Here is a 21,552-nt window from a genome sequence, read left to right as displayed (position 1 = left end):
CGCCTCGAGTTACGTGTCGTCACGGAGCTGATGTGGCGCCGTGACGACTGATGCCGATGGGACGGTCCGAATCGCCGACCCAAACCCTCACGTTGAAGTTCAGGGTTACCAGTGTGTCCGCTTCATGGACTCTTCCGGACAGGACACTAAGTCGACAAGTGGCGCGCGTTCAACGAACACGCCGAACCTCCCGTTTTTCTTTTCACCCTATGTGATCACCCATAGCGCTGACCAACCAGGGTGCTGGCCAGCACATATGCCCGTCAACTCCCGGACGCGGCAGGCGCCGTGGGTGCGCTCACATCGAAGTGCCCCGCCTTGGGGACCGCTTTCATGAGGGCGGTGAGCGCACGCGCCTTGGCCGGCCCGTCCTCCCCGCTTCCCCACATCACCGTACGTCCGCCGGTCAGCTCCAGGAGGACGGAATCGTATGATCGGACCCTGAGGGCCCTGGTCTCCCTGGCTACCGCGCCGGGGAGTTCGCTCCGGACGGCCACCGCTTCGAGCATCAGCCGGTCGGTGCCGAAGCGACCGGAACCGGCCGATTGACCGACCGTCATTTTCAGCAGCGGAACGCCGCGGGGCGCCTTCTCGACCGTGGCGAAACGGACACCTTCGGCGTCCATTTCGATGAACTTTGCGCCCTTTTCAATGAGCAGGGCGGGCTTTCTCTCGATCACTTTCAGACTGATTCCGTCCGGCCATGACCGGCCGACGTCGACGGAGTCGATTCGGGGCAGTTTCCGCAGCAGCCGTGACTCCACCGCGTCCGTGTCGACGGAGACCAGCGGCTCCCCGAGGGGCACCGCCGCCACCGACTCGACCTCGGCACGGGAGAGCACCTCGGTGCCGGACGTGGTCACCGTCCCGACGCGGAGCCACTGGGAGCCGTAGAGCGCCCAGAGCGCCGCGCCGGTCAGCACGGCCGCGGCGGTCACCGCGATCAGCAGCCGGGGGCGCGGCAGCCGGAACCGGCCGCCCCCGCCCCCCTCACCGGGGTGGCCGGAGACCGGCTTCGGTCGTGCGCCGCGCTCGGCGGTCGTCGGTCCGGCCACGCTGCTGCCTCCTGCCTGCGCCTACGCCCTCCGGCGTGCGGCGATCGCCTCGTACACCATGCCGACGAGCAGGTCGTCGGCGTCCCGGCGACCGAACTCGGCCGCCGCGCGCGACATCTCGAACAGCCGGTGCGGATCGGCGAGCACGGGAAGCACCTGGCTCTGGACCCACTCGGGCGTCAGCTCCGCGTCGTCGACCAGCAGTCCGCCGCCGGCCTTCACCACCGGCTGCGCGTTGAGCCGCTGTTCACCGTTGCCGATGGGCAGCGGGACGTACGCGGCGGGCAGACCGACGGCGGAGAGTTCGGCGACGGTCATCGCGCCCGCGCGGCAGAGCATCATGTCGGCCGCGGCGTACGCGAGGTCCATCCGGTCGACATACGGTACCGGGATGTAGGGCGGCATACCGGGCATGTTGTCCACACGCGGCATTTCGTTCTTCGGGCCGACCGCGTGCAGGATCTGGATCCCGGAGCGCTGGAGCACGGGGGCGATCTGCTGGACCACCTCGTTGAGCCTGCGCGCGCCCTGCGAGCCGCCGGAGACCAGCAGCGTCGGCAGGTTGGGGTCGAGCCCGAAGGCGGCACGGGCCTCGGGGCGCACCCGGGCGCGGTCCAGGGTGGCGATGGTGCGGCGCAGCGGGATGCCGATGTAGCGGGCGTCACGCAGCTTGCTGTCGGGCGTGGAGACGGCCACCGCGGCCGCGTACCGCGAGCCGATCTTGTTGGCCAGTCCGGGCCTGGCGTTGGCCTCGTGGACGATGATCGGCACCCCGAGCCGCTTGGCGGCGAGATAGCCGGGCAGGGCGACATAGCCGCCGAAGCCGACGACGCAGTCCGCCTTGGTGCGCTCCAGGATCTGCTCGGCCGCCTTGATCGTGCCGCGCAGCCGCCCCGGGACGGTGATCAGTTCGGGGGTGGGCTTGCGCGGCAGCGGTACGGCGGGGATGAGCCCGAGCTCGTACCCGCGCTCGGGTACGAGCCTGGTCTCCAGCCCGCGCTCCGTGCCGAGGGCCGTGATCCCCACGGTGGGGTCCTGCCTGCGCAGGGCATCCGCGAGGGCGAGCGCGGGCTCGATGTGGCCGGCGGTCCCCCCACCGGCGAGTACGACATGCACCGAAATTCACCGCTCTCCGGACGGACGCTTCTTGACGCGCCGTCTCATCGTCTTCCAACTCACCCCGGCCCGCTTCCTGCCGAAGACAGGCTGCCGGACGGCCAGGGCCGCCTTCGCGCCGGGATCCTCCCGTGCGAACGCGATCAGCAGCCCGACCGCGAACATCGCCGGCAACAGGGCCGACCCTCCGTAGGAGAACAGCGGGAGCGGGACTCCGGCGATCGGCAGCAGGCCGAGCACCGCACCGATGTTGATCACGGCCTGCACCGTGATCCAGGTGGTCACGCCTCCCGCGGCGTACCTCACGAAGGGTTCCTCCGTGCGTCCGGCCACGCGAATACCCGCATAGCCTAGAGCCGCGAACAGTGCGAGTACCGACAGCGTCCCCGCCAGCCCCAGTTCCTCCCCGGTGATGGCGAAAATGAAGTCGGTGTGCGGTTCGGGCAGTTGACCCCACTTTTCCACACTCGCGCCGAGGCCGGAACCGAACCATCCGCCGGAGGCGAGGGCGTAGATTCCGTGGACGGCCTGCCAGCACTCGCCCTCGGGCCCCAGGTCCTTCGCGGCGATGCAGCCGAACCGGTCGAGCCGGTTCTGGCTGGTCTGGATGAGCATGACGCCGATCAGCGCGGCGACCCCGAGGACCCCGGCGAAGAGCCGGGTGGGGGCGCCGGCCAGCCAGAGCAGCCCGAAGAGGATCGCCGTGAGGATGATCGCGGTGCCCATGTCGCCGCCGAGCATGATCAGTCCGAGCAGCAGGAAGCCGCCGGGGACCAGGGGCACCAGGAGATGTTTCCACTGGGTGAGCAGCCGTTTGTCGTTCTTGCGGGCGAGCAGGTCGGCGCCCCACAGGACGAGGGCGAGCTTGGCGAACTCGCTGGGCTGGAGCTGGAACGGGCCGCCGAAGTAGATCCAGTTCTGGTTGCCGTTGACGGACCGCCCTATCCCGGGGACCTGGACCAGCACCATCAGGAAGACGGTGGTGACCAGCATGGGGTACGAGAGGGCGCGGTGCAGTTTGACGGGCATCCGTGAGGCGGCGTACAGCAGCCCGGCGCCGAGGATCACCGCGAGGAACTGTTTGCGGAAGAAGTAGGTCGCGGGCAGCGAGTTCTGGAGTGCGTAGATCATCGACGCGGAATAGACCATCACCAGGCCCAGCACGGTGATCAGCAGGCCGCTGCCGAGGATCACGTAGTACGCGGTGAGCGGCCGGTCCCAGGCCCGCCGCAGCCGCTCGTAGAAGCGCCTGGTGCGGGCGGAGCGGGGCGGGCGGGGGGTCTTGGCTCCCCTGCCCCCGCGCCGGGCCGCGGGCGGCCTGCGTACGGCGGCGCCCGGCGCCCTGCCGCGGAGCGCGATGGCTCCGCCGAGCGCGGGCAGGCCCCCGAGGCCCCAGCGGATCGCCGCGGGTCCGCGTTCCCGGTCCGCGATGTCGTCGGCGGGCATCGTCGCTGTCCCCTCCAGTCGTGCCTGGCGCGGCCGTCACGGCTGTCGCGGATGTCGCGGCGTTCGGCGGGCCGGGGCGTGTGTTCGGCGGGGCCGCCGCTGTCGCGGCCCCGGGAACAGTTCAGCACGGCGCGGGGGCCGGACCGGTCAGGCGTGCTCGGCGGCTACGGACTCATTCGTCCAGGGCGTGTACCGCGTCGGCGAACGCCTCGCCTCGTTTGTTGTAGTTGACGAACATGTCCATCGAGGCACAGGCGGGGGCCAGCAGGACCGTGTCCCCCGGTCGCGCGAGCCGCGCCGCTTCGCGGACCGCCGCCGGCATCGCCCCGGTGTCCGTCCGGTCGAGGTCCACGACCGGGACGTCGGGGGCGTGTCGCGCGAGTGCTTCGCGGATGAGGGCCCGGTCGGCCCCGATCAGGACCACGCCGCGCAGCCGCCCCGCCGCGGCGGTGACGAGTGTGTCGAAGGTCGCGCCCTTGGCGAGGCCGCCCGCGATCCAGACGATCGGGTCGTACGACGCGAGGGAGGCCTCCGCGGCGTGCGTGTTGGTGGCCTTGGAGTCGTCGACGTAGGTGACGCCCCCGATCTCCGCGACGCGCTCGATCCGGTGCGGGTCGGGGCGGAACGCGCGCAGTCCGTCGCGTACGGCGGCGGGTTCGACACCGTACGCGCGGGCGAGGGCCGCGGCGGCGAGGGCGTTGGCGATGTTGTGCGGGACCGGCGGGTTCACGTCGGAGACCTGGGCCAGTTCCTGGGCCTGCTCGCGGCGGTTCTCCACGAAGGCCCGGTCGACCAGGATGCCGTCCACGACGCCGAGTTGGGAGGGGCCCGGGGTGGCGAGGGTGAAGCCGATCGCCCGGCAGCCCTCCTCGACGTCGGCGGCGCGGACCAGGTCCTCGGTGGCCGGGTCGGCCGCGTTGTAGACGCACGCGACGGTGTTGCCCTCGTAGATCCGGCCCTTGTCGGCGGCGTACGCGGCCATGGAGCCGTGCCAGTCGAGGTGGTCGGGGGCGAGGTTGAGCACGGCCGCGGAGTGGGCGCGCAGGCTCGGTGCCCAGTGGAGCTGGTAGCTGGACAGCTCCACGGCGAGGACGTCGTACGTCTCGTCGCCGGTGACGGCGTCCAGCAGCGAGACGCCGATGTTGCCGACGGCGGCCGTGCGCAGCCCCGCGGCGGTCAGGATCGAGGCGAGCATCCTGACCGTCGTGGTCTTGCCGTTGGTGCCGGTGACGGCCAGCCAGGGGGCGGCTCCGGGCTTCCGCAGCCGCCAGGCCAGTTCGACATCGCCCCAGATCTCCACGCCGGCCGCCGCGGCGGCCGCGAAGAGCGGCTTGCCGGGCCCCCAGCCGGGGGCCGTGACGATCAGCTCGGTGGAGTCGGGCAGGGTCGCCCCGTCGCCGAGGCGCACCGTCACGCCGAGCTTCTCCAGCTCGGCGGCCTGGGCGCGGGCCCGCTCGTCGTCCGTGTCGTTGACGACGGTGACGACGGCGCCGAGACCGTGCAGCACCCGGGCCGCCGGGATCCCGGAGACCCCGAGACCCGCGACGGTGACCCGTTTGCCCTGCCAGTTCACTTCTCTGCCGCCCAGCCCGCGTAGAAGAGTCCGAGACCGACGATGACGCACATGCCCTGGATGATCCAGAACCGGACCACCACAAGGACTTCCGACCACCCCTTGAGTTCGAAGTGGTGCTGGAGTGGCGCCATACGGAAGACGCGCTTGCCGGTCATCTTGAAGGAGCCGACCTGGATGACCACCGACATGGTGATCATCACGAAGAGGCCGCCGAGGATCGCCATCAGGAACTCGGTGCGCGAGCAGATCGCCAGACCGGCGAGCGCGCCGCCGAGGGCGAGCGATCCGGTGTCACCCATGAAGATCTTGGCGGGCGAGGTGTTCCACCACAGGAAGCCGAAGCAGGAGCCCATGAGGGCGGAGGCGACGACCGCGAGGTCGAGTGGATCTCGTACCTCGAAACAGGCGTTGGGGTTGGTCAGGGTCATCGCGTTGGCGCAGGACTCCTGGAACTGCCACAGCCCGATGAATGTGTACGCGCCGAAGACCATCACCGAGGCGCCGGTCGCGAGGCCGTCCAGACCGTCCGTCAGGTTCACGCCGTTGGACATGGCGAGGATCATGAACAGCGCCCAGACCACGAAGAGCACCGGGCCGATGGACCAGCCGAAGTCCGCGACGAACGACAGTCTGGTGGAGGCCGGTGTGTTGCCCCGGTAGTCGGCGAACTGGAGCGAGAGCACCGCGAAGGCGATGCCGACGATGAGCTGGCCCGCCATCTTGGCCTTGGCGCGCAGTCCCAGGGACCGCTGCTTCACGATCTTGATGTAGTCGTCGAGGAATCCGACGAGCCCCATCCCCGCCATCAGGAACAGGACGAGGAGACCGGAGAAGGACGGGGTCTCGCTGGTGAGCACCTTCGCCAGGGCGTACGCGATGAGCGTGGCCAGGATGAAGGCGATGCCGCCCATCGTGGGCGTGCCCTTCTTGCTGCCGTGGGTACGGGGTCCGTCGTCCCGGATGAACTGCCCGTACCCCTTCCTCGCCAGCAGCTTGATCAGCAGCGGTGTGCCGATCAGGGTGAGGAAGAGCCCGATGGCTCCCGCGAAGAGGATCTGCCTCATCGGCCGGCGACCTCGCCCTCGGTGGCGTTCTCCAGCAGTGCCTGGGCGACCTTTTCGAGGCCGACCGACCTGGAAGCCTTCACCAGCACGACGTCTCCCGGACGCAGTTCACTGCGCAACAGGTCGATCGCCGCCCGCGCGTCGGACACGTGCACCGACTCCTCACCCCACGAACCCTCGTTGTAAGCGCCCATGCGCAGCCAGGCCGCTTCCCTGCCCCCGACTGCCACGAGCTTGCTGACGTTGAGCCGGACGGCGAGCCGTCCGACCGCGTCGTGCTCGGACAGCGACGCGTCACCCAGCTCGGCCATCTGCCCGAGCACCGCCCACGTACGGCTCCCCTCGGGCCGTGAGGCACCACCCATGGCGACCAGCGCACGGAGCGCCGCTCTCATGGATTCGGGGTTCGCGTTGTAGGCGTCGTTGACGATCGTCACGCCGTCCGCGCGCTCGGTGACCTCCATACGCCAGCGGGAGAGGGTTCCCGCCTCGGAGAGCGCCACTGCGATCTCGTCGACGGACATGCCCAACTCATGGGCGACGGCGGCCGCGGCGAGCGCGTTCGACACGTGGTGCTCACCGTACAGCCGCAGCGTCACCTCGCTGCACCCGGAGGGTGTTCGAAGGCGGAACGCGGGCTGTCCGGTGGCTGTGAGACGGACGTTCTCTGCCTGTACGTCTGCTTCGCCCGACTCCCCGAAGAGCACGACGCGCGCCTTCGTGCGCGACGCCATGGCGCGAACCAGCGGGTCGTCGGCGTTAAGGACGGCCACCCCGCCGTCGGCGGCGGACGGCAGGGACTCCACCATTTCGCCCTTGGCCTGGGCGATCTGTTCCCGGCCGCCGAACTCGCCGATGTGCGCGGTGCCGACGTTCAGGACGAGGCCGACGGTGGGCGGGACGAGTCCGGTGAGGTAGCGGATGTCCCCGATGTAGCGCGCGCCCATTTCGAGCACGAGGAAGCGGGTGTCCTGTTCGGCGCGGAGCGCGGTGACGGGCAGCCCGATCTCGTTGTTCAGGTTGCCGTCCGGCCAGACCGTGGGCCCCGCGCGCCGCAGGAGCTGCGCGATCAGGTCCTTGGTGCTGGTCTTTCCGGCCGATCCGGTCAGCGCGACGGTGGTGGCGCCGAGGCGCTCCACGACGGTACGGGCGAGGGCGCCGAGGGCCTGGACGACATCGTCGACGACGATGGCGGGCACGCCGACGGGGCGGGTGGCCAGCACGGCCACCGCGCCCGCCTCGACGGCGCGGCGCGCGTAGTCGTGGCCGTCGACCCGGTCGCCGGCGAAGGCGGCGAAGAGGCCGCCCGGCTCGACGGCGCGGGAGTCGTACACGACGGAGCCGGTGACGCGGACGGCCGGATCCGGTATGTCGTGTGGCTGCCCGCCGACGATGGCGGCGATCTCGGCGAGAGAGAGGGCGATCACTGGGTCATCCCTGACTGTTGTTCTCGTTGCGGGGCGCGGGGTGGCGGTGGTCGGAGCCTGTGCCGGGGCGCAGGGAGCGTTCGATGGCCTCGCGCAGGACCTGGCGGTCGTCGAAGGCGCGGACCACTCCGGCGACGTCCTGGCCCTGCTCGTGGCCCTTGCCCGCGATCAGTACGGTGTCGTCGGCCGCGGCGCGGGCCACGGCCGCGGCGATGGCGGAGGCCCGGTCGGCGTCGACCAGGACGTCGCCGCGCTCGTGGACCGGGACCTCGGCGGCGCCCGCGAGCATCGCGGCGAGGATCGCCAGCGGGTCCTCGCCGCGCGGGTTGTCGGAGGTGAGTACGGCGGTGTCGGCGAGGCGGGCGGCGGCGGCGCCCATGGGCCCGCGTTTGGTCCGGTCGCGGTCCCCGCCGCAGCCGAGGACGATGTGCACCTTGCCCTTGGTGACCTTGCGCAGGGAGCGCAGCACCGATTCGACGGCGTCCGTCTTGTGCGCGTAGTCGACGACGGCGAGGTAGGGCTGTCCCGCGTCCACGCGCTCCAGCCGGCCCGGTACGCCGGGGACGGCGGCGATGCCGTCGGCGGCGGTCTGCGGGTCGATCCCGGCGACCGCCAGGGTGACGATCGCGGCGAGGGTGTTGGCGACGTTGAACGGTCCCGGCAGCGGCGCCTCGGCGGTGACCTGCTCGCCGCGGGGGCCGACGGCGGTGAAGGTGGATCCGTGCGAGCCGACCTGGACGTGTTCGGCGCGCCAGTCGGCGTCGGGGTGGCCCTCGGCGGAGAAGGTCGTGACGGGGACGCCGGACTCGCCGGCAAGCCTGCGGCCGTACGCGTCGTCGATGTTCACGACGCCGGTCCTGCTGCGCTCGGGGGTGAACAGCCGCGCCTTGGCCTGGAAGTAGTCCTCCATGTCGGAGTGGAACTCCATGTGCTCCGGGCTGAGGTTGTTGAAGACGGCGACGTCGAAGACGCAGCCGTCGACCCGGCCGAGCACGAGGGCGTGGCTGGAGACCTCCATGGCGACCGAGCGGACACCGCGTTCGCGCATGACCGCGAAGAGCGCCTGGAGGTCGGTGGCCTCGGGGGTGGTGCGCTCCGACTTGAGGCGCTCGTCCTCGATGCGTGTCTCCACCGTGCCGATGAGGCCCGTACGGTGGCCCGCGCCGCGCAGTCCGCCCTCGACGAGGTAGGCGGTGGTGGTCTTGCCCGAGGTGCCGGTGATGCCGATCTGGAGCAGATCGGTGCCGGGGTTCCCGTAGATCGCGGCGGCGAGCTCGCCCATGCTGCCGCGCGGGTCGGGCACGGTGAGGACGGGCAGCCCGGTGGCGGCGGCGCGGTCGGTGCCGGCGGGGTCCGTGAGGATCGCGACGGCTCCGAGGTCCGCGGCCTGGCCGGCGAAGTCCGCCCCGTGGAGGCGGGCGCCGGGCAGCGCGGCGTACACGTCCCCCGGGCGCACGGCGCGCGAGTCGTGGGTGATCCCGGTGGCTTCGCCCGGTCCGGCCGTCCCGGCGCCCGGTGCCTCGGCGCCCAGCCGGGCGGCCAGCTCGGCGAGGGAGGTCGGGCGGACCCGGTCCGGACGGGGCGTCCCCGGAGTGTTCACAGGGGCGTCCTTGGAGGGGGTTCGGTACTGATCAGCTTGTGGCACGGCGGTGAGCGTACCGGGAGGGGCGGGCGGCGAGCCAAGTGAGGCGGGCCGGTGCGCGGGCGGTTCGGGGTGGTTCCCGGAATCGGGGGTGATCGTTGTCACTGGGACTTTCCCTGGGGTCACTCGCCGGGTTTGAAGCTGACCGGCAGCCGGGCGGGTTTGCTGCCGGTCGGTTCGACCCGCAGTGTCTTGAGAGCGAACTCCATGACCTTCTTGTAGATGGGTCCGCAGATCTGTCCGCCGAAGTAACTGCCACTGGTGGGGTTCTGGATGGCGCAGTAGACGGTGATCTGCGGGTCGTCGGCGGGCGCGAAGCCGGCGAACGAGGCGGTGTAGCCCTTGTAGACGCCGAGCTTCGGGTCGACCCGGTTGGCCGTACCGGTCTTGCCCGCGATGCGGTAGCCGGGGATCTGGGCCTTGGTGCCGGTGCCCTCCACGTCGGCGACGACCGACTCCAGCATGGTGGCGAGCGTCTTGGCGGTCTTCTCGCTGACCACTCTGGTCTTCTGGGGCGCGGGCGCCGCCGTGAAGCGGTTGTCGGGGCCGTTGGTGCCGCGGATCAGGGTGGGGTCGATCCGTACGCCGCCGTTGGCGATGGTCGAGTAGACGGAGGCGGCCTGCACGGCGTTGAGGGAGAGCCCCTGGCCGAAGGGGATCGTGTACTGCTGCGAGGTGGACCAGTCCTTCGGCGCGGCGAGGATGCCGCGGGTCTCGCCCGGGTAGCCGAGGCCGGTGGGCTGTCCCATGCCGAACTTCTCCAGATACGAGTGGAGCACCTCGTTGGCCTCGGGCTGGGTCTTGCCGAGCTGCCCCGTGGCGAGGATGGTGCCGATGTTGCTGGACTTGGCGAGGACGCCGTTGAGCGTCAGGTACCAGGTGGGGTGGTCGATGTCGTCCTTGAAGAGCCGGTCGCCGCGGTGCAGCCGGTTGGGGACGACGACATGGGTGCCGGGGGTGGCGGCCTCCTCCTCCAGTACGGCGGCCATGGACATGACCTTGGCGGTGGAGCCGGGTTCGTACGCGTCCTGGAGTGCCGCGTTGCCCATGGCTGCGGAGTTGGCCTGGGTGAGGTTGTTGGGGTCGAAGCCGGGGGCGTTGGCCATGGCGAGGACCTCGCCGGTCCTGGTGTTCTGGACCACCACGTAGCCCCGGTCGGCCTTGGACTCCTTGACCTGGTCGACGATGGCCTGCTGGGCCGCCCACTGGATGTCCCGGTCGATGGTCAGCTCGATGTCGGAGCCGGGCACGGCGGGGGTCTCGCGGGAGGTGGCGGTGGGGACCCGGCGTCCGCCGGACTGGGCGTAGGTGACCTTGCCGTCCTTGCCCGCGAGCTGCCGGTCGAGCATGGACTCGATGCCGCCTCCACCGCGCCCGGCGGCGTTGACGTATCCGAGTATCCCGGCGGCGAGGTCGCCGTTGGGGTAGACGCGTTTGCTGCTGGGCTCCTGGAAGACGCCCGCCAGCACGCTGACGGAGCCCTCGGCGGACTTCTCCTTGCTCGCCTTCTCGGCGAGCACCCGCTTGAGGTCCTTGATCTGGTTCCAGACCTGCGGGGTCTGCCGGCGGGCCAGCACCGCGTAGCGCGACTTGGGGGTCTTGAGTTTCCCGGCCAGCTCCGAGGTGTCGGTGCCGAGGATCGGCGCGAGCAGCGCGGCGGCCTGTTCCGGGGCGTCGGGGACCTTGCTGAAGTCGGGGGTGAACATCGACGGGTCGGCGGTGATGTCGTACGCGTCGTCGCTGGTGGCGAGCGCGACACCGGAGCGGTCGGTGATCTGGCCGCGCTCGGCCGCGATGGTGTGGCTGAGGTAGCGGCTCTTCTCCGCCTTGGCGGCGTACGCGCTGGCGTCGACGGCCTGCACCTGGAGCAGCCGGACGACGAAGACCAGCATGACGAGGCTCAGGCCGAGGCCGACGAGCCGGAGCCGGGGGCGCGGGCTGCCGAGCTGGATCCTGCGCGCGGCGCCGGAGCCGTTACGGGGACGGCGCGGCGCGGGACGGGCGGCCGGGCGGGACGGGGTGCGGGGGCGTCCGCCGTTGCCGGAGCGCGCGGGGTTCGGTACCCGGCGGCGCGGTGGTTCCTTGGGGGGCACTGCGTCACCTGCCGGGGGTCGTCGGGGCCGGCGTGCCGGATGCCGGTACGGGGGACGGCGAGGTCTCCTCCAGGACGGAGGGCCGGGCGGAGGGCTCCGCGGAAGCCCCCGCCGAAGCTCCCGTGGAGGGCAGCGCGGGCGGCTGCGGGGCGGACTGGGCGGAGGGCTGGGCCCCGGGCGTCGTGGGGGCCGCGCCGGGGGCGCCGCGCACCGTACCGTCCGGATCGAGGAAGGCCGGGCTGCCGCCGGGCACCATGCCCAGCTCGCGGGCGCGCCGCTCCAGCGCGTACGGGGCGGAGAGATCGTCCACGTCCCGTTGCAGCGCCTGCTGTTCGTCGGTGAGGTCGGTGGTGCGCTTCTTCAGGTCGGTCAGCCGGAAGGAGCCCTCGCTGAGGGCGGAGTTCAGCAGCAGCAGGGCGATCAGGCCGCCGCCGAGGAGCAGCACGACCAGCAGGACGAAGGGGGTGCGGGCCGCCGAGCTGTTCCCGGCGGGCAGCACCTGGGCGAGGCGGGCGGCCCGCCCCTTCAGCTGCTTGCCCGGCCCCTTCATCACAGGACGTCCTCCCGGATCCGCTGCGCCCCCCGGAGCCGGGCGGGGGCGGCGCGGCGGTTCTCCGCGACCTCTTCCTCGGTGGGGAGTTCCGCGCCGCGGGTGAGCAGCTTCAGCCGGGGCTGGTAGCGCTCGGGGACGACGGGCAGGCCGGGCGGGGCGGTGTTGGCGGCCCCGGCCGCGAAGACCTGCTTGACCAGGCGGTCTTCGAGCGAGTGGTACGAGAGGACCGCGATCCGGCCGCCGACGGCGAGGCTCCGTACGGCGGCGGGGACGGCCCGTTCCAGGACGGGGAGTTCACCGTTGACCTCGATGCGCAGGGCCTGGAAGGTGCGCTTGGCGGGGTTGCCGCCGGTGCGCTTGGCGGCCTGCGGGAGCGCGTCACGGATCAGCTCGACGAGGCGGGCGCTGCGGCTGAAGGGCTCCTTGTCCCGCTCCCTGACGACCGCGGACACGATGCGCTTGGCCTGCTTCTCCTCGCCGTACGCGCGCAGGATGCGGACCAGTTCGCCGGGCGGGTAGGTGTTGAGGACCTCGGCGGCGCTGACCCCGGTCGTCTGGTCCATCCGCATGTCGAGCGGCGCGTCCTGGGCGTACGCGAAGCCGCGGTCGGCCTCGTCGAGCTGCATCGAGGAGACGCCGAGGTCGAAGAGGACGCCCTGGACGCGGGGGACGGACAGCCGGTCGAGCACGTCGGGCAGTTCGTCGTAGACGGCGTGCACGAGGGTGGCCCGGTCCCCGTAGGCGGCGAGGCGTTCGCGGGAGAGCCGCAGCGCCTCCTGGTCGCGGTCGAGCGCGACGAGCCGTGCGGCGGGGAAGGTGGCGAGCAGTGCCTCGCTGTGTCCGCCGAGGCCGAGCGTGCAGTCGACGACGACGGCGCCGGGCTCGGCGAGGGCGGGGGCCAGCAGGTCGAGGCACCGCTGGAGCATCACCGGTACATGCCGGACCTGGTTCATGCGCCCTCTCAAGTACGGACGGTCGTACGTACCGCCGAGCGGGAAGGGGCCGAGCCGCACGTACGCCGCGTTATGCGGGAAAATTCGGGATGCGTTCTGGCACGGGTTCAGGGTGTGTCCGTGAACTTCGCGCCACTTTAGTCCACGGTTCCCGGTGGTTCCGGGCCACCCGGCCGGTCAGCGCGTCGCGGGGTCCCGGCACCGTCATCACGCCATTCCGCGAAAGGCGCTCTTCACCCGTTCGGCGGCACCGTACTCGACCTTGTGGGTTAGCTCACACCAAGCCGCGATGACGTTCTTTGTCCACTCTCACGGCGGGCTTCCCCGGGCTGTGCCGACTAACGTCACAGGTATGCCGACTTCCGCACATCTCCCCGCAGAGCCCTCAGGGCCCCCCGCCGACGCGGCCCGCACCGGCGGCACCGTCACCGACCGGCTCGTCGACGCGAACCACGCGTACGCGGCCGGATTCACCGATCCGGGCATGGACGCCCGCCCGGTGCTCCAGGTCGCCGTCGTCGCCTGCATGGACGCCCGGCTCGACCTGCACGACGCCCTGGGGCTCTCCCTGGGCGACTGCCACACCATCCGCAACGCGGGCGGCGTCGTCACCGACGACGTGATCCGCTCGCTCACCATCAGCCAGCGGGCGCTCGGCACGCGCAGTGTCGTCCTGATCCATCACACGGGCTGCGGCCTGGAGAGCCTCACCGAGGAATTCCGGCACGAACTGGAGATGGAGGTCGGCCAGCGGCCGGCGTGGGCCGTCGAGGCGTTCCGCGATGTCGATCAGGACGTACGCCAGTCCATGCAGCGCATACGAACCTCGCCGTTCCTTCCGCACACCGACGATGTCCGCGGCTTCGTCTTCGACGTGCGGACGGGACTGCTGCGGGAAATCGATCCGACCGGCTGACCGGCCGACTGAGCAGGACCGCCCCGCCCGTACGTATGGAACGGGGGCGTTAACCAGACCCGAAAGACAGCAAAGCAGACATAACCCACCGACTTATCCACAGGCGGATGACACGAAGCGGTAACGGCAACAAGAATGCGTATGCGACAGCGTTCCGGAACTTTCCGGGGACGGTGTCCGTGTTTCGGGGAGGGCCGGGCCGTCTGATGAGCATCGGCCCGTTGAAAGGGCCGAGGAGGGCCGGGTGACGACCTATGACGATCGAGCGAGCCTCACAGATCTGACCACCACAGCGGAGCGTGTGCGCGCATCGGTGGAGGGTGTGATCGAGGGCAAGCCTGAGGTCGTACGGCTTTCGCTGACCGTGCTCCTCGCCGAGGGCCATCTTCTGATCGAGGATGTCCCCGGCGTGGGCAAGACCATGCTGGCCAAGGCGCTGGCGCGTTCCATCGACTGTTCGGTGCGGCGTATCCAGTTCACCCCCGACCTGCTGCCTTCGGACATCACCGGAGTGTCGATCTACGACCAGCAGCGGCGGGAATTCGAGTTCAAACCGGGAGCGATCTTCGCGCAGATCGTGATCGGCGACGAGATCAACCGCGCCTCGCCCAAGACCCAGTCGGCGCTGCTGGAGTCCATGGAGGAGCGTCAGGTCACCATCGACGGGAAGACCTACGAACTGCCCGGCCCGTTCATGGTGGTGGCCACCCAGAACCCGGTCGAGATGGAGGGCACGTACCCGCTGCCCGAGGCGCAGCGCGACCGCTTCATGGCCCGGGTGTCGATCGGCTACCCGAGCGCGGAGGCCGAGTTGCAGATGCTGGACGTGCACGGCGGGGTCTCGCCGCTGGACGACCTCCAGCCGGTGGCGCACGCGCACGACATCGTCAAACTCATCGACGCCGTGCGCACGGTCCATGTCGCCGAGTCCGTCCGGCGGTACGCGGTGGAGCTGGTGGCGGCGACCCGCAGCCATCCGGATCTCAGACTCGGCGCCTCGCCGCGCGCCACGCTCCATCTGCTGCGCGCGGCGAAGGCAGCCGCGGCGCTCGACGGCCGGGAGTACGCGCTCCCCGACGACGTGCAGTCGCTGGCTTCGGCGGTGCTCGCGCACCGGCTGCTGCCCACGGCCCAGGCCCAGTTGAACCGGCGCACGGCCGAGCAGGTCGTCCAGGACATCATCCAGCGGACCCCGGTGCCCACGGCGGACGGCGGCCGGACCACCGTGGGCCGCCCGGCTCCCGGCGGGGCCGCCGGGACGCTCTTCGGCCAGCAGTCCGGCGCCCGGCGGCTGTGATGGCGTCGGGGGGGCCGGCCGCCGACGACGGCGAGGAGAAGGGCGGGGTGCGGGCCGCGCTGTCCGGACTGACCACCCGCGGCCGGTCGTTCCTCGCGGCGGGCATCGCCGCCGCGGTGTGCGCGTACGTCCTCGGCCAGTCGGATCTGCTGCGGGTGGGGCTGCTGCTCGCCGTACTGCCGCTGATCTGCGTGGCGGTGCTGTACCGCACGCGCTACCGGGTGGCGGGCAGCAGACGGCTGGCGCCCTCGCGGGTCCCCGCGGGGGCCGAGGCGCGGGTGCATCTGCGGATGGACAACGTGACACGGCTGCCCACCGGGCTGCTGATGCTCCAGGACCATGTGCCGTACGTCCTCGGGCCGCGCCCCCGGTTCGTCCTGGACCGGGTGGAGCCGGGGGGCCGCCGTGAGGTGTCCTACCGGGTCCGCTCCGATCTGCGCGGGCGCTATCCGCTCGGACCGCTCCAGCTGCGGCTGAGCGACCCGTTCGGGATGTGCGAGCTGACCCGCTCGTTCAGTGCCTTCGACATCCTGACGGTCATCCCGCGCACCGAACCGCTGCCGCCGGTGCGGCTCGCGGGCGAGGCCGCGGGCCACGGCGACGGGAGCCGGCGCTCGCTGGCGCTGGCCGGTGACGACGACGTGATCCCGCGGGGGTACCGGCACGGCGACGACCTGCGCCGGGTGCACTGGCGCTCCACCGCCCGGTACGGCGAGCTGATGGTGCGCCGCGAGGAACAACCGCAGCGGGCACGCTGCACGGTCCTGCTGGACACGCGGCGGATCGCCTACCAGGGCTCGGGTCCCGACTCGGCCTTCGAGTGGGCGGTCTCCGGGGCGGCCTCCGCGCTGGTGCACATGCTGGAACGGGGCTTCGCGGTACGGCTGCTGACCGACACCGGCGGTTCGGTGCCCGGCGAGGGCGCGGACGGCTTCGCGGGGGCCACCCAGGACTCCGCGGACTCGGCCGGGCTGATGATGGACACGCTCGCGGTCGTCGACCACTCCGACGGGGCGGGCCTCTCACGCTCGTACGACGTGCTGCGCGGCTCCACCGAAGGGCTGCTGGTGGCGTTCTTCGGCGATCTGGACGAGGAACAGACCGCGGTCGCCGCCCGGATGCGGCAGCGCAGCGGCGCGGCCGTCGCCTTCGTGCTCGACAGCTCCGGCTGGACGCAGGGCCCGAGGGACGACGCCGAGGTCGAGACGCGGCTGCGGCAACTGCGCGAAACGGGGTGGACGGCGCTGGCCGTGCCCTCCGGGGCGGCGCTGCCCGACCTGTGGCGGCTGGCCGGCCGCCAGCACTCGGAATCGGCCGTCGCGGGCGGTACGACAGGCTTCTCCGGAGGATGGTCATGAGCGGTCGCGGACGGTTGGCGCTGTGCTCCTTCGCCGCCACGGTGATGGCGGCGGGCGCCCTGACCCCGCTGGTCGAGTCGCCCACCTGGCTGATCCAGTGCGCGTTCATGGTGGGGGTCGTGGGCGGGGTGGGGGCGCTGGCCCGGCGGGTGCCGCTGGCCCGCCCGCTGACCGTCGCGCTCCAGGCCCTCTCGGTCCTGCTGCTGCTCACCCTGGTCTTCGCCAAGGAGCAGGCCCTGTTCGGCTTCGTGCCGACACCCGACGCCGTCCAGGAGTTCGGCCGGCTGCTGACGTCCGGCGGCGACGACGTCGGGCGGTACGCGATACCCGCCCCGGCGACCGAGGGCATCCGGCTGATGCTGATCGGTGGCGTGCTGGTGATCGGTCTCGCGGTGGACGCGGTCGCGGTGACGTTCCGCAGCGCCGCCCCGGCGGGGCTGCCGCTGCTGGCGCTCTACTCGGTCGCCGCGGGGCTCTCCGGCGGGGCCGGCGGGTGGGTGTGGTTCCTGCTGGCCGCCACCGGCTATCTGCTCCTGCTCCTGGCCGAGGGCCGGGACCGGCTCTCCCAGTGGGGCCGGGTCTTCGGCGGCGCGCCACGCCCCCCGGGCCGCTTCTCGTCGGCCTTCGACCCGAACGGGCGGGCCCCGGTGCGTACGGGCCGCAGGATCGGTGTGGTGGCGCTGGGCGTCGCGCTCGCCGTCCCGGCGGCGCTGCCCGCCCTGGACGGCGGGCTGCTGGCCGGCGCGGGCGCGGGGAACGGCTCGGGGGTGGGTGGCGGGGGCACGATCTCCGCGGTCAATCCGCTGGTGTCGCTCCAGGACAATCTGAACCAGCCCGAGGACCGCGAGGCCCTGCGCTACAAGACCAACGCCAAGGACACGCAGGACCTGTATCTGCGGATCATGGCGCTGGACAAGTTCGACGGCACGTCCTGGCGGTTCTCGCAGCGCAACGTGGAGGACGTGCCGGACACGCTGCCGACCGCGCCCGGACTCCGGAGCGACGTCGAGGCCACGGAGATCAGGACCACCATCTCCGCGGCCGGGTGGTACCGGCAGAACTATCTGCCGATGCCCTACCCGGCCTCCGAGGTGAAGATCGACGGGCGCTGGCGGTTCGAGCCGACGGGCCGGACGCTCGTGGGCGACCGGGGCCAGTCGACGCGTGGTGCGCGCTACGAGGTCACCAGCCTCCAGGTGAACCCGACCAGGCAGCAGCTCGCCTCGGCGCCGGCCGCCCCGTCGGGGCTGCTCCGTGAGTACACCCAGGTTCCCTCGGTGCTGCCGGAGGTCGTCAGGTCGACGGCGCTGGAGGTGACGGCGGGGGCGGCGAACGACTACGAGAAGGCCGTCAAGCTCCAGGACTGGTTCGCGCTGGACGGCGGCTTCACGTACAACACCGCCGTCGACTCGGGCACCGGTGTCACGGCCATCACCCGCTTCCTGCGGAACAAGGAAGGATTCTGCGTCCACTTCTCCTTCTCGATGGCGGCGATGGCCCGCACGCTGGGCATCCCGGCGCGGGTCGCGGTCGGCTTCACCCCGGGGACCCCGCAGGCGGACGGCACGATGTCGGTCGGCCTGCGGGACGCGCACGCCTGGCCCGAGCTGTACTTCGAAGGGGTCGGCTGGACCCGTTTCGAGCCGACGCCGAGCCGGGGCAGCACCCCCGACTACACCCGCGAGGAGGCCCCGACGGGCACGCCGAGCGACTCGGCCAGCGAGGGCACCGACCCGTCCGCCGCGCCGTCCGCGGAGCCGTCCGCCTCGGAGACCTGCCCGGCGCAGGCCCAGCGGCTGGGTGAGTGCGACCCGACGGCGGAAGCGGGTGTGCTGCCGCCGACGGACACGGGTACCCCACTGGGGACCGTCCTCGCCGTGGTGGCGGGCGCGCTGGCGGTGCTGCTGCTGCCGCTGCTGCCCCTGCTGTGGCGGACACGCGTCAGGGCGGGCCGGCTCGGCTCCTCTGGGCGTACGCCGGAGGACGCCACGGCCAGGACACTCGCCGCCTGGCGTGAGGTCATCGATACGGCGTGGGACCACGGCATACCGCCCGACGAGTCGGGCACGCCCCGGAAGACCGCCGAGCGGATCGTCCGGCTGGGCGGTCTCGACGGCGAGGCGGCCGCGGCGGTGCACCGGCTGGCCGGATCCGTGGAGCAGGTGCTGTACGCGCCGGTGCCGCGGCCGGGCACGGGGCTCGCCGAGGACGCCCGGCTGATCCGGGAGGGCCTGAGCGCGGCCGTCGGGCGGTGGACGCGGCTGCGGGCACTGCTCGCGCCCCGCTCGGCCGTTCGGGTGATCTGGTACGCGGCTGAGCGGTGGCACGCGGTCGCCGCGCGGTGGACGGATCGCCGGCTGGAACTCACCCGCCGGCTGGCCACGGCGACGACGCGGCTGCGGCCGTCGCGGCAGCGGGGCTGAGGCCCCCCGGCGGCCTTCCCGGGGGCCGCCGAGTGCCGCCGACGGCCGGGGAGGACGGAGTAAGGCTGAGGGGCGGACGCGCGCCGCGTCCGCCCCTCAGCCGTTGCTGCCGCCGGTCGGCCTTTCGCCGCCGCCCGGCACACTCCGTTCGGAAGCCCGGAAGCCCGGAAGCCCGGAAGCCCGGAAGCCCGGAAGCCCGGAAGCCCGGAAGCCCGGAAGCCTGGAGAAGCGGAGACCCGGATACGCGAAAGAGCCGGCCCCTGAGGGGACCGGCTCCTTACAGGACTGGTGTCACCGGGTCTGTTCGGTCACTGGCCTGTTCTTTCACTGACCCTGTTCGTCACGGCGGCGCTGCCACCGCTGCTCGATCCGGTTCATCATGGAGCGGCGCTGTCTCGGTTGCTGCCGGTCGGCGGACGCGCCGCCCGCCGCCTGCTGCTCGCCTGGTTTGGGCGCCTTGCGCCAGCCGGTGACCGCCAGGACCGCACAGCCCAGCATGACGAGGAACCCCACCACGCTGATCCAGATCTGCTGGGCGACCATTCCGGCCATGAGGAGCGCGATACCCACCAGGAAGCCTGCGACTGCCTGGTAGACCCGTCGCCGGGTGTACGTACGCAGCCCGCTTCCCTCAAGCGCTGTCGCGAACTTGGGATCTTCGGCGTACAGCGCTCGCTCCATTTGCTCGAGCATTCGCTGCTCGTGCTCCGAGAGCGGCACGGAGTCCTCCTAGTCGTCGGTCGCGGGGGGCGACCGGTATGCGGCTCCTTCAAGGATAGGCAGGGATTCGCCCCCGTGAAACCCGCCCTCAACGCCAAATCGCCATTCCGGGCCGCCATGTCGGCTCGGCCGCTGAGGCGTTGATTCCCCAACCATCGATCCGTCATGCCGGATGGTGTACCCCGATCATACGGCGCCCGGCGCCCCGCTGGGGGGCCTGTGGCGCACTCCATGCGGAGCTGCGCCGCTGATCAGCCACACACGGGGCGTTCCGGACGGCTCACCGGGGGTCTCCGGGCCTTCGGCGATCAGCGCCTTTTCTCGCCCAGGACGTGGAGCTGGCTGGCCACGGAGTGGAAAGCGGGCAGCTCGGCGGCCGCCGCCTCCAGCTTCAGCAGGGCGTCCAGGGCCCCCGGCTGGGTGTCCACGAGACCGCCGGGCACCAGGTCCGCGAAGACCCGGACCCCGTGGACGGCGCCGACCCGCAGACCGGCCGCGGTGACCAGCTCCGTGAGCTGCTCGGCGTCGAACCGCCGGGGCACCGGGTCGCCCGCGCCCCAGCGGCCCGCCGGGTCGGTGAGCGCCTGCCGGGCCTCCGTGAAGTGCCCGGCGAGCGCCCGGGCCAGCACGGCGCCGCCCAGCCCCGCGGCGAGCAGGCTCAGCTCGCCTTCGGGGCGCAGCGCGTCCACCGCGTTCCGTACCCCCTCCGCGGGATCGTCCACGTACTCCAGGACGCCGTGGCAGAGCACCGCGTCGAAGCCGCCGCGCCCGACCACCTCGAAGAGGCCGTGGATATCACCCTGCACCCCGTGGACCCGCGCGGCGACCCCGGCCTCCGCCGCCCTGCGCTCCAGTGCGAAGAGCGCGTTCGGGCTGGGGTCGACCACGGTCACGCGATGGCCCAGTCGGGCGACGGGCACCGCGAAGTTGCCCGTGCCCCCTCCGGTGTCGAGGACGTCCAGGGCCTCCGTGCCGGCCGCCTTGGCCCGGCGGTCGAGGGCGTCCTTGAGGACTTCCCAGACCACGGCGGTACGGAGGGAGCCGCGGGGGCGCGATGGCGTCTCCCCACCGACGGCAGGGGAAGGGTCCGACACGGCAGTTGACTCCTCGGCGCGGTGCCGCCCCGGCGGGGCGTGGAACAGGACAGACTCCGCCCACCCTATTGCCTCGGCCGTCCCGCCCGGTCACCCTGCGGCATCACCCGGCCGTGGCGGTTCCTCGCGGGGCTGGGGCAGCACCGGTTCGAGCACGAGCAGGCGCTCCACCAGGCGCAGGAACATCGCGGCGGACCGGAGCAGGTCGTCGGCGTCACGGCTGCCGGCCGCGCCCGGTATGCCGGCCTCGGCACGCGCCCTGCGGGTGGCGCCGGCGGCGAAGTGCCCACTCCATTCGGCCAGCTCGGGCGCGATCTCGGGCAGGACCTCCCACACGCTCCGTATCCGCCTGCGCCGCTGCGGGGTGGTCTCGGGACGGCCACGGGCCGCGAGGACCGCGGCGGCGGTGCGCAGGGCGGCGAGGTGGGCCGTGGCGTAGCGCTCGTTCGGAGTGTCCAGGGTGGCGGCCTCGTCCAGTCCGCCGCGCGCCTGCGCGAGCAGATCGAGAGCGGCGGGCGGCGCGGTGGCCCGACGCAGGACGGGGTGGACGTCGCCGGGTGGTCCGGTCAGTGAGGGTGCAGGGCCGTCGGTACGGCGCCGGTGTGCGGCACGTGCGTAGGAACTGGCCATGACGAACCTCCTGTCGTCGCGTGACGGCTTCGTGGCCGTATGTGTCCATCCTGACGGGCACCACTGACAATCGGCCCTGACCTGCACATTCGCCCCGATTGACGGAAATCCGCGACGGCGCCGGGGCCAGGGCCGGAAGGCGAAACGCGTCGGTCCGGTGCGGCTCATCCCCCATGAGCCGCACCGGAC

17 protein-coding genes are annotated in these 21,552 nt (G+C 72.0%); 4 read left to right on the top strand and 13 right to left on the bottom strand.

The window, feature by feature from the left end:
- Window positions 1–263: 263 nt before the first annotated feature.
- From ACFTZC_RS36970 to rsmH, 10 genes are all read right to left on the bottom strand, one after another.
- On the bottom strand, window positions 264–1,055 hold the full coding sequence (locus ACFTZC_RS36970) for a cell division protein FtsQ/DivIB (RefSeq protein ID WP_382897743.1): 792 nt from the start codon (window positions 1,053–1,055) through the stop codon (window positions 264–266).
- 21 nt (window positions 1,056–1,076) lie between these two features.
- Window positions 1,077–2,171: an undecaprenyldiphospho-muramoylpentapeptide beta-N-acetylglucosaminyltransferase gene (murG, locus tag ACFTZC_RS36965; RefSeq protein WP_382897741.1), complete on the bottom strand. Its 1,095-nt coding sequence runs from the start codon at window positions 2,169–2,171 to the stop codon at window positions 1,077–1,079.
- Between the two features lie 6 nt (window positions 2,172–2,177).
- Complete coding sequence (ftsW, locus tag ACFTZC_RS36960; RefSeq protein WP_382897740.1) at window positions 2,178–3,617, bottom strand: putative lipid II flippase FtsW; 1,440 nt, start codon at window positions 3,615–3,617, stop codon at window positions 2,178–2,180.
- Window positions 3,618–3,789: 172 nt separating this feature from the next.
- Window positions 3,790–5,190: a UDP-N-acetylmuramoyl-L-alanine--D-glutamate ligase gene (murD, locus tag ACFTZC_RS36955; RefSeq protein WP_382897737.1), complete on the bottom strand. Its 1,401-nt coding sequence runs from the start codon at window positions 5,188–5,190 to the stop codon at window positions 3,790–3,792.
- On the bottom strand, window positions 5,187–6,257 hold the full coding sequence (mraY, locus tag ACFTZC_RS36950; RefSeq protein ID WP_382897735.1) for a phospho-N-acetylmuramoyl-pentapeptide-transferase: 1,071 nt from the start codon (window positions 6,255–6,257) through the stop codon (window positions 5,187–5,189). The genes murD and mraY overlap by 4 nt, the downstream gene beginning before the upstream one ends.
- On the bottom strand, window positions 6,254–7,684 hold the full coding sequence (murF, locus tag ACFTZC_RS36945; protein ID WP_382897732.1) for a UDP-N-acetylmuramoyl-tripeptide--D-alanyl-D-alanine ligase: 1,431 nt from the start codon (window positions 7,682–7,684) through the stop codon (window positions 6,254–6,256). The genes mraY and murF overlap by 4 nt, the downstream gene beginning before the upstream one ends.
- Before the next feature lie 4 nt (window positions 7,685–7,688).
- Window positions 7,689–9,284, bottom strand: a complete 1,596-nt coding sequence (locus ACFTZC_RS36940; protein ID WP_382897729.1) for a UDP-N-acetylmuramoyl-L-alanyl-D-glutamate--2,6-diaminopimelate ligase — start codon at window positions 9,282–9,284, stop codon at window positions 7,689–7,691.
- Between the two features lie 164 nt (window positions 9,285–9,448).
- Window positions 9,449–11,419, bottom strand: a complete 1,971-nt coding sequence (locus tag ACFTZC_RS36935) for a peptidoglycan D,D-transpeptidase FtsI family protein (protein WP_382897727.1) — start codon at window positions 11,417–11,419, stop codon at window positions 9,449–9,451.
- Window positions 11,420–11,423: 4 nt separating this feature from the next.
- Window positions 11,424–11,969, bottom strand: coding sequence for a cell division protein FtsL (locus tag ACFTZC_RS36930; protein WP_382897724.1), 546 nt, complete (start codon window positions 11,967–11,969; stop codon window positions 11,424–11,426).
- Window positions 11,969–12,925, bottom strand: coding sequence for a 16S rRNA (cytosine(1402)-N(4))-methyltransferase RsmH (gene rsmH, locus ACFTZC_RS36925; protein ID WP_365806610.1), 957 nt, complete (start codon window positions 12,923–12,925; stop codon window positions 11,969–11,971). Before rsmH ends, ACFTZC_RS36930 begins: the two co-directional genes overlap by 1 nt.
- Before the next feature lie 352 nt (window positions 12,926–13,277).
- Between rsmH and ACFTZC_RS36920 the strand changes: the two genes are divergently transcribed.
- The 4 genes from ACFTZC_RS36920 (at window position 13,278) to ACFTZC_RS36905 (ending at window position 18,919) form a co-directional block, all read left to right on the top strand.
- A complete protein-coding gene (locus tag ACFTZC_RS36920; RefSeq protein WP_382897722.1) occupies window positions 13,278–13,841 on the top strand; it encodes a beta-class carbonic anhydrase in 564 nt (187 codons plus the stop codon).
- 244 nt (window positions 13,842–14,085) lie between these two features.
- On the top strand, window positions 14,086–15,138 hold the full coding sequence (locus ACFTZC_RS36915; protein ID WP_382897719.1) for an AAA family ATPase: 1,053 nt from the start codon (window positions 14,086–14,088) through the stop codon (window positions 15,136–15,138).
- Window positions 15,138–16,496, top strand: coding sequence for a DUF58 domain-containing protein (locus ACFTZC_RS36910; RefSeq protein WP_382897717.1), 1,359 nt, complete (start codon window positions 15,138–15,140; stop codon window positions 16,494–16,496). Before ACFTZC_RS36915 ends, ACFTZC_RS36910 begins: the two co-directional genes overlap by 1 nt.
- The gene (locus tag ACFTZC_RS36905; RefSeq protein WP_382897715.1) at window positions 16,493–18,919 is read left to right on the top strand and encodes a DUF3488 and DUF4129 domain-containing transglutaminase family protein; all 2,427 of its coding nucleotides are present in this window, start codon (window positions 16,493–16,495) and stop codon (window positions 18,917–18,919) included. The genes ACFTZC_RS36910 and ACFTZC_RS36905 overlap by 4 nt, the downstream gene beginning before the upstream one ends.
- A gap of 324 nt (window positions 18,920–19,243) precedes the next feature.
- Here ACFTZC_RS36905 and ACFTZC_RS36900 read toward each other — a convergent pair whose 3' ends face one another.
- From ACFTZC_RS36900 to ACFTZC_RS36890, 3 genes are all read right to left on the bottom strand, one after another.
- On the bottom strand, window positions 19,244–19,639 hold the full coding sequence (locus ACFTZC_RS36900) for a DUF3040 domain-containing protein (protein WP_382897712.1): 396 nt from the start codon (window positions 19,637–19,639) through the stop codon (window positions 19,244–19,246).
- A 308-nt stretch (window positions 19,640–19,947) separates the two neighbouring features.
- On the bottom strand, window positions 19,948–20,733 hold the full coding sequence (locus ACFTZC_RS36895; RefSeq protein WP_382897710.1) for a methyltransferase: 786 nt from the start codon (window positions 20,731–20,733) through the stop codon (window positions 19,948–19,950).
- A 90-nt stretch (window positions 20,734–20,823) separates the two neighbouring features.
- Window positions 20,824–21,363 (bottom strand): SAV_6107 family HEPN domain-containing protein, encoded by a 540-nt coding sequence (locus ACFTZC_RS36890; protein WP_382897708.1) that lies wholly within the window; start codon window positions 21,361–21,363, stop codon window positions 20,824–20,826.
- Window positions 21,364–21,552 lie beyond the last annotated feature (189 nt).

The organism is Streptomyces sp. NPDC056987, assembly GCF_042673865.1.
Taxonomy (GTDB): Bacteria; Actinomycetota; Actinomycetes; order Streptomycetales; family Streptomycetaceae; genus Streptomyces.
The sequence above is the reverse complement of the archived record's forward strand: the minus strand, read 5'-3'. Positions and strand labels throughout refer to the sequence as shown.